Raw genomic sequence first — 14,987 nt, 5'->3', positions numbered from 1 at the left:
CGCGCGGGCTGGGGAGGAATCAGCCCGCGGCGGTGAGGTCCGAACAGTCGGTCTCGTCCGGCAGCAGCGGGCGCAGGGTCACCGTCCACCGCTTACCCGCCGACGTCCACGGGGTGGCGGTGGTCGCGTCCGCCGCTGCGGACCGCAGCTCCTCCAGCGCCTCCCCGGTGACCGTCACGCAGCCGAGGTCGAGCGTCTCGGACAGCGATTCGCCGGGCAGTTCCGGGCCGGGCCAGGCCACCTCGGGCTGGCTGGCGTCGACCGGCTCGTCGACCGCCACCCACGGCTCGGCGACCGCGGCGATCGCGTGCGCGACGTACGGCTCGGAGTCCTCCGGTGCCGCGCCGACACCGCCGGACAGCTCGGTGAGCGAGTCGGCGAAGTCCCGCAGCTTGTCCCGGGCGGCGACCTGCTCGTCGGTCAGCCCGGCGTCGCCGGAGGTGTCGTCGGACAACGCGTACACCTCGAGTTGTTCGACGCCGTCCTCGGTCAGCACGGTGAACCGGGTCGATGTCGCGTCGGCCACCGGCGGCCGGCCCAGGTCCTGCTCGGTGCCGACCCCGGCGGCCAGCGCCTGCTTGACCAGCTCGTCGACCTGCTCCGCGCTGATCGTCTGGACCTGCAGGTTCGGCATGGCCGGACCGGGGTAGACCAGGATGGTGGGGCCCTGGGTGATCACTCGGCCGTCGGCGTACACACTGACTACCGGCAGCCGGGTCAGCAACGCCGCCGGCATGGTGAAACCGCCGGTGTGGTCCACCCGTAGGACCAGCGTGTCGGCCGGCAACGACGACCCGCCGGCAGTGCCGTCGGTGGACGAGTCGGTGCCCGGGTTCTGTCCGCACGCGGCGGTGAGCAGCAACAGGGAGGCAGCGGTGGCCGCCGCCCGTACGCCTCGAAGAATCGTCATGTCTGCTGAGACGTCGCTCGATCCCGATCGGTTCCACCCCAACCGGTTTTGTTCCCACCCGCCGGATCCGGGCCGGCGGACGCCGGGGCCGGGGCCGGTACGGCGTAGCCGGCCGTCCCCAGCATCAGGGCCATGGTGACCGCTGCCGTTCCGGCGATCCCCGCCGCGCTGCCCGCGTACGCCACGAACAGCCGCCGACGGCTCAGCGCCTCCAGCGGCAGCCCGGCCACCTGGTCGGTCACCGCCATCGCGGCCCCGGCCGCCGCCAGCAGTCCGACCCCGGCGAGCAGCAGCAGCGCCAGCGACATCGGGTGGTGTTCGCTCGGGCGCAGCCCGTCGTCCGGCGACCGGGCCAGCGTGAGCGCGAGCATCCCGGCCGCCGCCCACCCCCCGACGACCAGCAGCGCCGCCACCGCGTCGCTGGGCCGGTGCCAGCCGGCGGACAGGGTGGCGACCCCGGCGGCCGCCGCGTAGCCGGCACCGGCGAGGGCGCCGATGCCGCGCAGTGCCGCCGGCAGCACCAGGACCAGCGCCACCGCGACCGAGGCGGCAACCGTGGTGTGCCCGCTGGGCAGGCTGTTGGCCGAGTTCGCGTCGACCGGGTCGACCCCGAACGACGGCCGGGCGACGGCGTACTTCACCCACTGGGTGGTCAGGTTGGAGCCGGCGATCACCCCGGTGGCGACCACCGCCAGCAGGACCCGGCCCCGGATCAGCGCGATGAACCCGATCACTCCGGTGGCCAGGGCGAGCGAGGCCACCGAGACCACACCGAGCACCGTGCTCGCCGGCCCGTACGCCTCGTCCTGGCCGATCGAGTTGCCGGTCAGCGCGATGGTGTCCAGCCACTGGCCGCGCCAGGTCCGCACGAAGACCCACCAGACCACGCCGAAGGCCGCAGTCTGGCCGGCGGCCAGCAGAAGGCACCAGACGCCCAGGAGAACCGCGCCGCGACTGCGCATGCCGTCACGGTAGCCGCCCGGCCCGGCTCCCGCGCTCGGTCAGAACGTCCCGCGCCCGGTCACAACGTAGGAGTCCAGGATCTCAGGACGTCAGAACCAGCCAGCGAACCAGTTCCAGACGCTGACCACCCATTCGGTCTGCCGCAGATAGGCGAACCCGACGGCGATCAGGTACGCCCCGGTCACCATGTGCGAGGCACGGGCACCGTGCCGGACCCGACCCAGCTGGCGTTCCAGCACCACCCGGCCGATCACCCGGCACAGCGCGAACAGACCCGCCCCGACCAGCATCGTCAGCACGAAGGTCAGCACCGGGCTGGTCAGGTTCCCCCGGGCGGAGATGGCCCAGACCCCCCAACAGACGAAGGCGAACAGGCCACCCAGCACGCTCCACTCGCCACCGCGACGCAGCTGGGCGAGCTGCTGACTCAGCGGTGGCCGGGGCGGCCGGATCCGGCCGTCCGACCAGCCCGGCCCGACCTCCGACGGCCAGCCCGTACCGGTCGGCTCGTGCGGCGCGGTGAACTCGGCGGTCGGGGGCGGCCCGCCCCGGCCGACCTGCGCCACCCCGCGCCGGAAAAGGCCGGCGACACCCGGTGCCGTCGGCTGGTCCGCGTCGGGTGCCGTCGGCTGGTCCGCGCCCGCTGCACCGGCAGCCGTACGCTGCGGCGGCACCTCCACGGTCCGCTCGGCCCAGGGTGTATGCCGATCTGCCATGTTTCCTCCCCACGGGTGCGGGCGGACCCCCGTACCATTTAGACGCTCACATCCGAGAGTAGCGAGCCGGCAAATGGGTCGCCGACCCCGCCACCGATCGGCTAGACAGAGCAGATGGATGCACCGCTTCCGATCCGGGCCGGCGTGCCGCAGGATTTCAACCCCGTGATGGAGCTGCTGCTGGCGGCCTTCCACCAGAACCCGGACCCGGAGCTGCACGACGTCGAGCAGGGCGTCTTTGAGCCGGACCGGTCACTGGTGGTCACCGACGGTGACCGGGTGGTCGGGCACGCCGGGGCGTACACCAGGGATCTGACCGTGCCCGGCGCGGTGCTGGCCGCCGCCCACGTCACCATGGTCGCGGTCGCCCCGACCCACCGGCGGCGTGGGCTGCTGACCCGGCTGATGCACCGCCAGCTGCGCGAACTACGCGACGGCGGTGAACCGGTCGCGGTGCTGTGGGCCAGCGAGGGCCGCATCTACCCACGGTACGGCTACGGAATGGCCGCGCAGCGGCTGGAACTGGATGTCGACCTGCGGGAGACCCGGGTGCTCGATCCGGCTGACCCGTCCGCTGGCCCTGGCGTCGGGTCGCTGCGCGTCGGCGACCCTGGGCAGCTACGGCCCGACCTGGCAGCGGTGTACGAGCGGCTGCGTCCCGGCCGTCCCGGCTGGTCCGGCCGGGACGGCCGGTGGTGGCGGTACGTGCTGGCCGACAGCCCGGCCCGCCAGTCCGGGCAGACCGCGCTGCGGGTCGTGCTGCACGACGGTCCGACCGGCCCGGACGGCTACGCCCTGTGGCGTACGGTGAGCGACTGGGACGCCCATGGGCCGAAGGGCCGGGTACGGGTGATCGAGGCGGTGGCCGGCAGCGTCGACGGATACCGGGCCCTGTGGCGGTTCCTCACCGGCATCGACCTCAGCCGGGCGCTCTCCTTCCGGTTCGCGGCGCTGGACGAGCCGCTGTTCCAGCTGGTCGACGAGCCCCGGCAACTCGGTGCCGCGCTCGCCGACAGCCTCTGGGTGCGGCTGGTCGACGTCGCGGCGGCGCTGTCCGCCCGCCGGTACGCCACCGGGGTCGACGTGGTCGTCGACGTCACCGATCCGCTGCTGCCGGAGAACTCCGGCCGCTGGCGGCTGACCGGCGACCGGGAACAGGCCCGCTGCGTACCCACCGACGAGCCGGCGGACCTCGCCTGCGGGGTGGCCGACCTGGCGGCGGTGTACCTGGGCGGACCGTCGCTGCGGTCGCTGGCCGACGCCGGTCGGGTACGCGAGCTGCGCCACGGTGCGGTGGCCGAGGCCAACACCGCGTTCGGCTGGGACCGTGCCCCCGCCGGCATCGAGATCTTCTGAGCCGGTCGCGGTACGGTCGGCGGATGGCGGACTTCGAACGGCGCAGGCGACGGCACCGGCACGGCGCCCCCACGGAACGTCCCGACAGCGGACCAGCCAACGCCAGCACCGCCGAGGTACACGACCCGGAGCAGGACGGTACGCCGGAGCCGGACGGCAGGCCCGTACCGGGGCCGCGCCCGCAGTCACCGGGGCCACGTACTCCGGAGCCGTCGCAGCGCGTCCCGGAGCCACCGCCGACGCACCGTCAACGCCGGCAGACGTCGGGCCGTTCAGCCGGTGGCGGGTCCGGCGGCGACGACCGGGACGCCGACCGTGGCCTGCGTGGACTGGTCGGTTCCGGCACCTCACAGGTCAGCATCTCGGCGGCGCTGCGGGCGCGGGACGCGTCCCGCCCCAGCGAGGACGACCTCACCAGGGCCGACGAGACGCTGACCATCGTCCGCCGGCACTGGGTGCCCCGGGAGGAACTGCCCCGCCGGGAGCGGTGAACCGGCCGGTCCCGACGTGACCCACCGGGCACCGAGAGGTGCCGCTGCGGACCAACGGGGTCAGGGCAGCGTTGGCAGCTTGCGGTCGATCTCGTACGCGCCGACCTGGGCGATGCGGCGGGCGTGCCGGTCGTTGCCGGAGAACCCGGTGGCCAGGAACGCCTCCACCAGCGTGGTCGCCTCGTCGAGGGTGTGCTGGCGGGCGCCGATCGCGACGACGTTGGCGTCGTTGTGGGTGCGGGCCAGCTGCGCGGTCTCCAGGTTCCAGGCCAGCGCAGCCCGCACCCCGGGAACCTTGTTGGCGGCGATCTGCTCGCCGTTGCCGGAGCCGCCGATCACCACCCCGAGGCTGCCCGGGTCGGCGACCACCCGGGTTCCCGCGTGCAGGCAGAACGCCGGGTAGTCGTCGTCCGGGTCGAACTCGTGCGGCCCGACGTCGGTCACCTCGTACCCCTGCTTGGCGAGGTGGTTGACCAGATGCACCTTGAGCTCGTAGCCGGCGTGGTCGGCTGCCAGGTAGACGCGCATACCGGCAGTCTCTCAGCGCCGGTCGGTCGGCCGCACAGCCGGGTCAGCCGATCTCACCGGCCGGATCTGCCGGCCCTCGACGGCTCAGCTGATCTCGGCCAGCACCAGACCGCCGCGCGCCTTCGGGGTGAACCAGGTGCTCTTGCGGGGCAGCTTCTGCCGGGCCAGGTTCACCGCGACGAAGTCGTCGACGGTGACCGGGGCGATCAGCACAGCCAGCTCGGCCCGGCCGGCGTCGACCTCGCCGGTCAGCCAACTGGCCGGATAGTCGCCGCCGACGTACGTGATCCGCTTGTCGCCCGGGTCGAGGCCGAGCACACCGCGCAGCAGCACCCGCTCCACCAGGGCGTGGTCGAGGTTGTCCACCCGGTCACCGTCGGTGGTCGGCAGGGTGACCTGGTAGCCGCGTCCGGCCAGGTAGAGCCGCACCGCGCCGCCGGAAGCCGGCACCGTCGGCGCACCGTCGAGCGCGGTCACCGTCGCACCGGCGTCAGTCAGCCCGGCCAGCGTCTCGTCCGGGCTCAGGGTCAGCTCGCTGACCAGCCGGTTGTACGGCTGGATGGCCACCGACGCGGGGGTGGTGACCACGGCCAGGAAGCGGGACAGGCCGCCGGTCTGCGCGGCCAGACTGCGATGGTTGCCGTCCGCGACGACCAGCTCACCGCCGCCGGCCAGCGCGCAGAGCCGCTGCTGCAGCTCTCCCGGACCGACCGGCCAGATCGCGTGGGTTCGGCCGGCCTGGTCCAGATCGGTCGCGGCCGGCGCGCCGGCGGCCTCGGTCGCTGCGGCGAGCGCGGCGTGCAGTTCGTCGCCGCGCCCGGTCTGCAGCAGCAGCACCGGCGACAGCAGATGTCCGACCGCTTCGGCGAGCGCGACCCGCTCCCGGACCTTGGCGATGAACACGTCCTCGTTGCGGATCACCAGACCCGGTTCGTCGGCGCTGGTGGAGATCTGATCGGTGTCGACCATCACGAACAGGCCGTACGCCGCCGCGTCGCTGGCCGGCTCGGTGATCCGGTAGAGCACGGCGACCTGCTCGGCCGGCGTGTAGCTGCCGTCGGCCCGGGCCTCACCGAGCCGCCCGGCGGCCGCCGGCAGGCAGTCGAGGAACGACCGGCCGAGGCTGTCCGGCGCCCGGTGCGGCATCTCCACCGCCAGCGCGCTACGGGGATTCGCCTCGATGATCGCGGTGATCTCGGCGTCGTCGGCGAACTCGTCGTAGTTCTGCGCGCCGGTCTCGCCGGTGGTGATCCAGGCGCGGGAAATCGGGTGAACGACCGTCATGGCGCGGACGCTACCGGCGGGGTCCGCTGTGACGACCGATACATCGGCCGTTTCCACCGGATGGACAACAGCCCGGTCGCCGGACCAGCGTGACGGACAGCGGCCCGGTTGCCCGGGCCGCTGTCGACGGCGGTGGCCGCAGTGACCGGCCGGACCGGATCATCCGACCGGAGTCGGGCGCCGGTGCCGGCCGCCGCCGGTCCGGGCCGCCGGGACCGCGCCGACCGTCGACGCCGGCAGCCCCGACGGTACGGCGACCGGCACCCGCTCCGTGTCGTGGACCGACGGTTCCCGCCGGTGCCGGCTGCCGTCACTCGCCACGCCCCAGACCCGGGCCGCGATCGCCTCGCGCAGCACGGGCAGATCCCAGTAGTCGGAGTCGATGTCGACCAGCATGTTGACCTCCGATGCGTCGGTGTGACCCGGTTTCCTGCCGGGCCGGCGGGGTGAACATCCTGGGCAACGACGTGGCCTGGGACGCGTCACGTGCGCCGCGCAGCGACACGCCGGGCGACATGGAACTCGTCACCGACACCGACGAACTGGTCAGTCGAACGTGGGATCCACCTCGCGGGACCGCTTCAGCTCGTAGAATCCCGGCGTCCCGGCGACCAGCAGCACACCGTCCCAGAGCCGGCCGGCGGCATCCCCGCGCGGTACCGGGGTGATCACCGGGCCGAAGAACGCGACCGGGCCGGCACCCTCCGGGCCCGGGGCGTGGATCACCGGCGTACCGACGTCCATCCCGACCGGGGCCATCCCGGCGGCGTGGCTGGCCCGCAGCGGGCCGTCCCAGGCCGGATCGTCGGCGGCGGCGGCCAGCGCCGGGTCCAGCCCGGCCTCGGTCAACGCGGCGGTGTAGAGCTCGGGTCCGGTCGGCTGCTTCTCCAGGTGGATCCGGTTGCCCAGCGCGGTGTAGAGGGCCCGTACCGCAGCGTCGTCGAGGTCCTGCTGGACCGCGACGGCGACCCGGACCGCCCCCCAGGCGCGGTCGAGGAAGTCGCGGTAGTTCTCCGGCAGGTCACGGCCCTCGTTGAGGACGGCCAGGCTCATCACCCGGAACCGGACGTCGACCGGCCTGACCTGTTCGACCTCCAACAACCAACGCGAGGTGATCCAGGCCCACGGGCACATCGGATCGAAGTACATGTCCACGGTCTGACGGTCGGACATCAGACTCCCCTTCTTCTTTGTCCGGCGGCTGTCCGCCGCCATTGTCCGGGTCACCTCGCCAGACGGCGCCCCAACCCAGCAAGTCCAGGATCTGGGCCGGCCTCGCCAGGCCCCCACGACGTGAAAGACTTGGCCGAACGGGGTCATTCCCAGCTGTCCCCGACGCCGCCGACGTCGACGTCGGCGGTTGAACGATTGGACGGAGGCACACGGTGGCTGGAGTGCGCAATCTGACCCAGGTCGAGGCGGCCGAACGCGCCCGCCTGCTCGACGTGACCGGGTATGACATCCACCTCGACCTGTCCGGCGCCGGCAGCGCCGCGGACAGCCGGGTGTTCCGTTCGACAACAACGGTCACCTTCCGCTGCACCGAGCCTGGAGCAGGCACGTTCATCGAGGTCGCGGCGGACCAACTGCACTCGGCGACGCTGAACGGCCAGCGGCTCGACCCGTCCGGCTGGTCGGCCGAGTCCGGGCTGGCCCTACCGGGCCTGGCCGCGGAGAACACGCTGGTCGTCGAGGCCGAGTTCATCTACTCGGCCAGCGGGCAGGGGCTGCACCGCAGCGTCGACCCGGTCGATGGCGAGACGTACCTGTACAGCCAGTTCGAGACCGCGGACGCGCAGCGGGTGTTCGCCTGCTTCGACCAGCCCGACCTGAAGAGCGTCTACACCTGGCACGCTGTCGTGCCGGCCCACTGGCGGGTCATCTCGAACATGCCGGTGGCCACCGAGGAGCCGGCCGGGCCGGACACCAAGACCGTCCACTTCGCCGAGTCGGCGCGGATGAGCACCTACATCACCGCGCTGTGCGCCGGCCCGTACCACGAGGTGCGACGCAGCCACGACGGCGTCGACCTGGGCTACTTCTGCCGGGCCAGCATGGCCGAGCACCTCGACGTCGACGACCTGCACCTGATCACCGCGCAGGGTTTCGACTTCTTCCAGGCCCAGTTCGGGGTCCGCTACCCGCTGCCCAAGTACGACCAGATCTGGGTGCCGGACTTCAACGCCGGCGCGATGGAGAACTTCGGCGCGGTCACCCACGCCGAGGCGCACTACATCTTCCGTTCCCAGGTGACCGATTTCGAGTACGAGCAGCGGGCCAACACCGTGCTGCACGAGCTTGCCCACATGTGGTTCGGCAACCTGGTGACCATGCGCTGGTGGAACGACCTGTGGTTGAACGAGTCGTTCGCCGAATGGGCCAGCCACTGGTGCAACTCGGAGGCGACCCGGTTCACCGACGCCTGGACCACCTTCCTGTCGGTCCGCAAGAACTGGGGCTACCGGCAGGACCAGCTCTCCTCCACCCATCCGGTCTACTGCGAGATGCCGGACCTGGAGGCGGTCGAGGTCAACTTCGACGGCATCACGTACGCCAAGGGCGCCAGCGTGCTCAAGCAGCTCGTCGCGTACGTCGGTCTGGAGCCCTTCCTCGCCGGTCTGCGCACCTATTTCCAGCGGCACGCCTGGGGCAACGCCACCTTCGACGACCTGCTCTCCGAGCTGGAGGCCGCCTCCGGCCGGGAGCTGCGCAAATTCGCCGCCCAGTGGTTGGAGACCGCCCAGGTCAACACGCTGCGGCCGGAGCTGTCGGTCGGCCCGGACGGCACCTACCAGCAGGTCACGGTGCTTCAGGAGGCACCGGCCGGGCACCCGACGCTGCGTACCCACCGGATCGGGGTCGGCCTCTACGACCTGACCGCCGGCCGGCTGGTCCGCCGGCACCGGGTCGAGGTCGACATCAGCGGTGAGCGCACCGAGCTGACCGGGCTGACCGGGCTGCCCGCCGCCGACGTGCTGCTGCTCAACGACGACGACCTGAGCTACACCAAGCTACGGCTCGACCCGGCGTCGATGGCCAACGTGGTGCAGCACATCAGCGCGTTCGAGTCGTCGCTGGCGCGGGCGCTGTGCTGGGCGGCGGCCTGGGACATGGTCCGGGACGGGGAGCTCGCCGCACGCGACTACGTCGCCCTGGTGCTCACCGGGCTGCCCAACGAGACCGACATCAACCTGGTGACCGCGACCCTGCGGCAGGCCACCAACACCCTGACGTTCTACGCCGAGCCGGGCTGGGCGGCGCAGGGCTGGGCCGACCTGGCCCGTACCGCCCGGACCGCGCTGCAGGCGGCGGAGCCCGGCAGCGGCTTCCAGCTGGCCTGGGCGCGCAGCTACGCCACGGCGGCCCGCTCCGACGGCGACCTGGCGGTGCTGCGTGGCTGGCTCGACGGGGCAGACGTGGTGCCGGGGCTGACCATCGACACCGAGCTGCGCTGGACGGTGCTGCAGTCGCTGGCCGCCAACGGTGCCGCCACCGGCGAGCAGATCGACGCGGAGCTGGCCCGGGACCGGACCGCCAGCGGTGAGCGGGAGGCGGCGCTGGCCCGCGCCCTGCTGCCGGACCCGGCCAACAAGGCCGCCGTCTGGGCCAAGCTGACCGGGCCGGACAGCCTGCCGAACTGGCAGCACCGGGCGTTGCTGCAAGGCTTCCAGCACTCGACGCAGGTGGAGCTGACCGAGCCGTACCGGACGGCGTACTTCGACGTGGTGGGCCGGATCTGGGCCACCCGGGACAGCGAGCCGGCGCAGGAGTTCGTCACGCTCGCATACCCGGCGTACCTGGTCTCCGAGGAGACCGTCGCGGCAACGGACGAATGGCTGGCCGGCGACGGTCACCCGGCTCCGCTGCGCCGGCTGGTCGCTGAGGGCCGCGACGGGGTGGTCCGGGCGTTGACCGCACGGGCCACCGACACGGCCGCCGCCCGCTGAGTGACTCCCGCGCCAGCCGCCATCGAGGTGAGGCTGAGACACCCTAAGACGCAGATTCAAGGTGTCTCAGCCTAACCTCGACGCGGCTCTCCGGTCCCCCGGCTCAGCCGACGCGCAGGGCGGCGGCCATGGGTGGCTGGTCTGGTGGTGCGCCGCCCCGGCGCATCGCCCACAGCGGCGGGCCGCCGGCCGGCAGGTGCGCGACCCGTACGATCCGGTAGCCGTGGCGCAGGTAGAAGGCCTGGGAGCGTGGGCTGCTCGCCTCTACCACCGCCGGCATGCCAGATGGTGGTGCCGGCCAGTCGCTTCCAGGCGGCCGGAGGTGAGCGTGTAGTGCGCGTACGGGCCGTGCCGGTCACCGCAGGCCCGCAATCTGCGCCGCTGATGCTCCGCACCGAGCAGCCGGTCGAACGGGTGCGGATACCAGATCGCCACCGGCGTCGCAGTGGCCGACGACGTCGACGATGCCATGCCGGACGCCGAACTCCACCTCGGCGGAGAAGAACCGGTGCATCGTCAGATACCGCAGCGCGTGATCATTGATCAGCCAGGACACCACCGGATCCAGCACACACGACTGCGCCAACAACTCGGCCAGGGGTTCGACGTCGGCGGCCGTGGCGGCCCGTACGGTCAGCATGGCCGCCACGTCCACACCAGGAACCGGTCGAACAACTCCGTCGCCGTGACGTCGGGCAGGTCGAACGCCGCCCCGGTCATCCGCTCGACCACTTGACAACCGCACCCGCCCAGCTCCCGCAGTTGTTCCATCACCGCGACCACCGGCCCCGGTTGACCCGGGTAGCATCCACCGCCGCCCGACCCACAGCGGCAGCCGAACCGGCACCGACCGCACCAGTCAGACTGGACGGCCCGGTCGGGCTGAACCGCATCGAATGCCGAGGTGCGCACTCCGGACACCGCAAGATCTGCCCGCACCTCGGACACCACCGCTGCTTCAACCGGAACGTGAAGAAGCCGACACACCACCCACCCAGCGCCGCCAACACGACTCCCACCAAGGTCAACACTCCTGGAGGACTTCCCGAAAGGGGTCCGCCGATCCGGAACCGAGCCCTGTCGATGTAACGTGGCGTGCCCGGCCGGACGTGGGCCGGGCTGCATGCAGCGGCGACCAACCAGAAGCGAGGAAGCTTGGACGCAGTGTCACCCCGCCGGGCCGGGAGTACCGGTCGAGCTTGATGCCAGAGATGCATCAAGATGCACCTGCGGCATCACGTCCCCGGAAGGCCATCGGGTCCCCCGAAGCAAGCCCGAGCGCGTCGCTGGCTGCCGGCCGTACCTCCGCGTGCGGCGGCTCAGCCGCAGTGGGTGATCCGGGGCGGTTCGGCGGACGCGAAGCGCGAACCTGGCCGACGCTGAGGGCATGCGTGCCATCCAACTCACCGCGCCCGGCACCCTCGAACTCGTCGACGTGCCGACACCGGAGCCCGGCCCCGGCGAGATCCTGCTGGCCACGGCGGCGGTCGGCGCCTGTCACTCGGACCTGCACATCCTCGACGCGCCCGCCGGGGTCTTCCCGACCCCGATGACAATCGGCCACGAGATCGCCGGCCGGGTCGCCCAGCTCGGTCCGGGGGTCACCGGATGGGCCGAAGGGGACACCGCGGCGGTGTACGGGATCATCGGCTGCGGGCGCTGCCGGGCCTGCCTGCGCGGGCTGGAGAACCAGTGCCGCACCGTAACGGTCGGCGGGGTCGGCATCAGCCGCGACGGCGGGCTCGCCGACCACGTGGTGGTGCCGGCGGACCGGCTGCTGCCGCTGCACGGGCTGGATCCGGTGCAGGCGGCACCACTGACCGACGCTGGGCTCACCCCGTACCACGCGATCTCCCTCAGCCGGGACGCGCTGCGGCCCGGCACCCACGCGGTGGTGATCGGTGTCGGCGGCCTCGGCCACATGGCGGTGCAGATCCTGGCGGTGACCACCGCCGTCACGATCATCGCGGTGGACACCAGCGACGCCGCGCTGCGGCTGGCCAAACGGATGGGCGCACACCACACCGTGCAGGCCGGTCCGGCGGCGGTCGACCAGATCCGTGAGCTCACCGGCCCGGCCCCGGACGGCGCCGACGTGGTGCTCGACTTCGTCTGCGTGGACGCCACCCTGGACACCGCCCGGCAGGTGGTGTCCACCGGCGGTCACCTGACGATGGTCGGCCTGGGCGGCGGCACGCTGCGGATCGCGGCGACCGTCGAAGGCCCGCCGCCGGTGCCGATGGAGACCAGCGCGGTCATCCCGTTCTGGGGCACCCTCGCCGAGCTGTCCGAGGTGATCGCCCTCGGTCGCCAGGGTCTGCTCCGCGCCGAGGTGCAGACCTTCCCGCTGGCCGAGGCGGTGCAGGCGTACCAGCAGTTGCGGGACGGGAAGATCCACGGCCGCGCCGTGCTGGTCCCCTGACCAGGCGACGGTGACTGGGAGATCCGGTAAGGCCGGGTCCGTCAGGCGCGGCCGGCCCGGGACGCCAGCTGGTCGATCCCGCTGACCAGGCCGCCGGCGAGGTCACCGCCGCCGAAAGACGCCACCATGGACAGCGCGGCGAGCTTCGCGTCCCGGTCCGGGATCCGCTTACGGGCCTCGGCGCCGGTAACGACCTCCAGCACCCGCTGATTCGGCGACACGGCGATGAGCACCGCGTCGTCCGGGTCGGTGAGCTGCCGGTGCAGCGTCACCGCGTACTCCCGGGTCGGCTCCTCCAGCTCGCCGACGTAGATGCTGAACGCCAGTCCGGTGGCCGAGTCGGCCAGCCGCAACGCCTCGTCGAGCCGGAGCAGCTGCCGGGTGCCGAACGGCCCCGGCAGGGTAGCGCTCGTCCGGGTGGACTCGCTGGACTGCTCGTGGGCCTGCTCACCAACGGTCACTTGCGCCTCCCGTCGCGCCCGGACGCGGCTGCCCGCCGCCGAGGTTGGTCGACTCGATCGCCGTCGGCTCGGTGCCGGCCGGCAGCGCCGCCGCCGGGGTCCCGGTCGACCGGTCGCCTGACGAGACGTACCAGACCGGGCTGAAGTCGAACTGCCGGCCGGGCCGGTAGCGGCGGTCCGCGCCGCCACGCCCGCCGATCATCGCCAGACCGGCCACCACGAGCACGATGACCGCCGGGATCACGACGAAGAAGAGCACCGTGTTGGTAACAGACAATCTCAACGCCCCCCGGCATCGGTTCAAGGGACTCAGCGGATGTCTGGAGTGGTGGACCTGGCCACACCGCCAGCCCGTTCCGGCTCAGACGCCTTCACGGTAGCGGAGGGCCCGGCCCGCCAGATCTCCGGGTGCCGACCGGGCCAGCCGGTCCGCTCCTCCAGCTGAGCGGCCGCGGCCAGCACGGTGGCGTCCGCGCCACCGCGGCCGGTCAGCAGAACCCCCACCGGCTGCCCGGCCGTACTCTGCGCCACCGGGACGGACACCGACGGTTGCCCAGTGACGTTGAACACCGCACAGTACGGCGAGAAGCGCCGCTGCCGGTCGAAGTCCTCGGCCGGGTCACCCGTTTCGGTGAACCAGCCGACCGGGGCCTGCGGAGCGCTCAACGTCGGGCACAGCAGCAGGTCCAGCCCGACCACCGCGTGCATCGCCCGGCGTACCTGGACCTGCAGCTCGGCCAGGGTGGCGACCAGCGTCGCGGCGCTGATCGCGTTGCCCCGGCGGCGTAGCAGCCGGGTCAACGGCAGCAGCCGCGCCTCTCGTTCCGGTGGCACCGGGGCCAGCGCGAGCACGTACCAGACGGTCTCGAACAGCGGCCACAGGTCCGGGCCGAGCGGCGCCGGGACGTCGACCACCTCGTGGCCGGCGTCGGCGAGCAGCGCGGCCGCCGTGTCCACCGCTGCCAGGCAGTCCGGATGCACCGGTTCGTCGGCGAGCATCGGGGTGGTGAACCGGCCGATCCGCAGCCGGCCGGGGTCCGCGCGACGGGCCGCCGCCAGATAGCCGCCGGGCGGCGGTGGCGGTGCCAGGTACGGCTCACCGGGCACCGGCACCGCGATCGCGTCGAGCATCGCGGCAGCGTCGGCGACGGTCCGGGCGATCGGTCCGTGGCTGGGCAGACCGAACCCGCCGGCACCGAGCGGGCCGCCGGAGACGACCCCCCGGGTGGGCTTGTAGCCGACCAAACCGCAGAGGGCGGCCGGGATTCGGCACGAACCGCCGCCGTCCGAGCCCTGCGCGAACGGCACCAGCCCGGCGGCCACCGCCGCCGCCGCTCCCCCGCTGGAGCCGCCGGCGGTGCATGCCAGGTCCCACGGGTTACGCGCCGGCGGCGCCACCTCCCCTTCGGTGTAGAGCGAACAGCCCAGCTCGGCGGCGGTGGTCTTGCCGAGGCTGACGGTGCCGGCGGCACGCAGCAGGCGGACCACGTCCGCGTCGACGCTCGGCACGTAGTCGGCGAACGCCGCCGAGCCGAAGGTGGTCCGGACCCCGGCCGTGAGGGTGAGGTCCTTGATCGCCACCGGTACGCCGTACAGCGGGCCGGGGTGCTGCCGGGACCGGATGCCGGGCGCGACCCGGCCGAGGGCGAGGGCCTGTTCCCGGGCGTGCTCCGCGGTGACCGTGACGAACGCCCCCACCGTGTCCGAGTGGGCGTCGATCCGGGCCAGGTAGTGCTCGACGATCTCAATGCCACTCAACTCGCCCCGGCGGATCGCGACGGCCTGCTCCAACGCGGTCAGATCATGGATCTGCGACATTGACCGATCCTGGCAGGTCACCCGTTGACGCGTCATCCCGGTGCGGGATCACCCGGAGGTGGGAGGCATAGCCGGCACCGGGACGGGAAGT

At 72.7% G+C, this 14,987-nt stretch carries 17 protein-coding genes; 4 read left to right on the top strand and 13 right to left on the bottom strand.

Annotated features, from left to right (window positions below; genetic code table 11):
• Positions 1-19: 19 nt before the first annotated feature.
• The 3 genes from ACXAHD_RS07650 to ACXAHD_RS07640 form a co-directional block, all read right to left on the bottom strand.
• Positions 20-910 (bottom strand): hypothetical protein, encoded by an 891-nt coding sequence (locus tag ACXAHD_RS07650; protein WP_281551150.1) that lies wholly within the window; start codon positions 908-910, stop codon positions 20-22.
• Positions 907-1,872 (bottom strand): phosphatase PAP2 family protein, encoded by a 966-nt coding sequence (locus ACXAHD_RS07645; protein ID WP_281551151.1) that lies wholly within the window; start codon positions 1,870-1,872, stop codon positions 907-909. Before ACXAHD_RS07645 ends, ACXAHD_RS07650 begins: the two co-directional genes overlap by 4 nt.
• A 90-nt stretch (positions 1,873-1,962) precedes the next feature.
• Complete coding sequence (locus tag ACXAHD_RS07640) at positions 1,963-2,589, bottom strand: hypothetical protein (protein WP_281551152.1); 627 nt, start codon at positions 2,587-2,589, stop codon at positions 1,963-1,965.
• A gap of 114 nt (positions 2,590-2,703) precedes the next feature.
• Between ACXAHD_RS07640 and ACXAHD_RS07635 the strand changes: the two genes are divergently transcribed.
• Positions 2,704-3,945, top strand: coding sequence for a GNAT family N-acetyltransferase (locus ACXAHD_RS07635; RefSeq protein ID WP_281551153.1), 1,242 nt, complete (start codon positions 2,704-2,706; stop codon positions 3,943-3,945).
• Between the two features lie 23 nt (positions 3,946-3,968).
• Positions 3,969-4,436 (top strand): hypothetical protein, encoded by a 468-nt coding sequence (locus ACXAHD_RS07630; RefSeq protein WP_281551154.1) that lies wholly within the window; start codon positions 3,969-3,971, stop codon positions 4,434-4,436.
• Positions 4,437-4,496: 60 nt separating this feature from the next.
• Here the strand turns inward: ACXAHD_RS07630 and ACXAHD_RS07625 are convergent, their stop codons facing one another.
• From ACXAHD_RS07625 to ACXAHD_RS07610, 4 genes are all read right to left on the bottom strand, one after another.
• The gene (locus tag ACXAHD_RS07625; RefSeq protein WP_281551155.1) at positions 4,497-4,964 is read right to left on the bottom strand and encodes a ribose-5-phosphate isomerase; all 468 of its coding nucleotides are present in this window, start codon (positions 4,962-4,964) and stop codon (positions 4,497-4,499) included.
• Positions 4,965-5,048: 84 nt separating this feature from the next.
• Complete coding sequence (locus ACXAHD_RS07620) at positions 5,049-6,248, bottom strand: DUF1015 family protein (protein WP_281551156.1); 1,200 nt, start codon at positions 6,246-6,248, stop codon at positions 5,049-5,051.
• Positions 6,249-6,407: 159 nt separating this feature from the next.
• A complete protein-coding gene (locus ACXAHD_RS07615) occupies positions 6,408-6,644 on the bottom strand; it encodes a hypothetical protein (protein ID WP_281551157.1) in 237 nt (78 codons plus the stop codon).
• 150 nt (positions 6,645-6,794) lie between these two features.
• Positions 6,795-7,421 carry a DsbA family protein gene (locus ACXAHD_RS07610; protein WP_281551158.1) on the bottom strand — a complete coding sequence of 209 codons (627 nt, stop codon included), beginning with the start codon at positions 7,419-7,421 and terminating at the stop codon, positions 6,795-6,797.
• A 221-nt stretch (positions 7,422-7,642) separates the two neighbouring features.
• Between ACXAHD_RS07610 and pepN the strand changes: the two genes are divergently transcribed.
• Positions 7,643-10,195 (top strand): aminopeptidase N, encoded by a 2,553-nt coding sequence (gene pepN / locus ACXAHD_RS07605; RefSeq protein ID WP_281551159.1) that lies wholly within the window; start codon positions 7,643-7,645, stop codon positions 10,193-10,195.
• Positions 10,196-10,298: 103 nt separating this feature from the next.
• Here pepN and ACXAHD_RS07600 read toward each other — a convergent pair whose 3' ends face one another.
• The 3 genes from ACXAHD_RS07600 to ACXAHD_RS07590 all read right to left on the bottom strand — a co-directional run bounded on the left by ACXAHD_RS07600 (position 10,299) and on the right by ACXAHD_RS07590 (position 10,969).
• Entirely contained in the window at positions 10,299-10,475 is a 177-nt protein-coding gene (locus ACXAHD_RS07600; RefSeq protein WP_281551160.1) for a hypothetical protein, read from the bottom strand.
• Positions 10,476-10,550: 75 nt separating this feature from the next.
• Positions 10,551-10,844 carry a hypothetical protein gene (locus ACXAHD_RS07595; RefSeq protein ID WP_281567292.1) on the bottom strand — a complete coding sequence of 98 codons (294 nt, stop codon included), beginning with the start codon at positions 10,842-10,844 and terminating at the stop codon, positions 10,551-10,553.
• Positions 10,829-10,969, bottom strand: a complete 141-nt coding sequence (locus tag ACXAHD_RS07590) for a hypothetical protein (protein WP_281551162.1) — start codon at positions 10,967-10,969, stop codon at positions 10,829-10,831. The genes ACXAHD_RS07595 and ACXAHD_RS07590 overlap by 16 nt, the downstream gene beginning before the upstream one ends.
• Positions 10,970-11,582: 613 nt before the next feature.
• Between ACXAHD_RS07590 and ACXAHD_RS07585 the strand changes: the two genes are divergently transcribed.
• Positions 11,583-12,617 (top strand): NAD(P)-dependent alcohol dehydrogenase, encoded by a 1,035-nt coding sequence (locus ACXAHD_RS07585; RefSeq protein ID WP_281551163.1) that lies wholly within the window; start codon positions 11,583-11,585, stop codon positions 12,615-12,617.
• Between the two features lie 41 nt (positions 12,618-12,658).
• Here ACXAHD_RS07585 and ACXAHD_RS07580 read toward each other — a convergent pair whose 3' ends face one another.
• From ACXAHD_RS07580 to ACXAHD_RS07570, 3 genes are read right to left on the bottom strand one after another with little or no spacing between them, the layout of a single operon-like run.
• Complete coding sequence (locus ACXAHD_RS07580) at positions 12,659-13,078, bottom strand: DUF5130 family protein (protein WP_278170924.1); 420 nt, start codon at positions 13,076-13,078, stop codon at positions 12,659-12,661.
• A complete protein-coding gene (gene ctaJ, locus ACXAHD_RS07575) occupies positions 13,065-13,355 on the bottom strand; it encodes an aa3-type cytochrome oxidase subunit CtaJ (RefSeq protein ID WP_475049386.1) in 291 nt (96 codons plus the stop codon). Before ctaJ ends, ACXAHD_RS07580 begins: the two co-directional genes overlap by 14 nt.
• A gap of 32 nt (positions 13,356-13,387) precedes the next feature.
• Positions 13,388-14,896 (bottom strand): amidase, encoded by a 1,509-nt coding sequence (locus ACXAHD_RS07570; RefSeq protein WP_281551164.1) that lies wholly within the window; start codon positions 14,894-14,896, stop codon positions 13,388-13,390.
• Positions 14,897-14,987 lie beyond the last annotated feature (91 nt).

The sequence above is a fragment of the Micromonospora sp. ABR4_055 genome, from assembly GCF_056160425.1.
The sequence above is the reverse complement of the archived record's forward strand: the minus strand, read 5'-3'. Positions and strand labels throughout refer to the sequence as shown.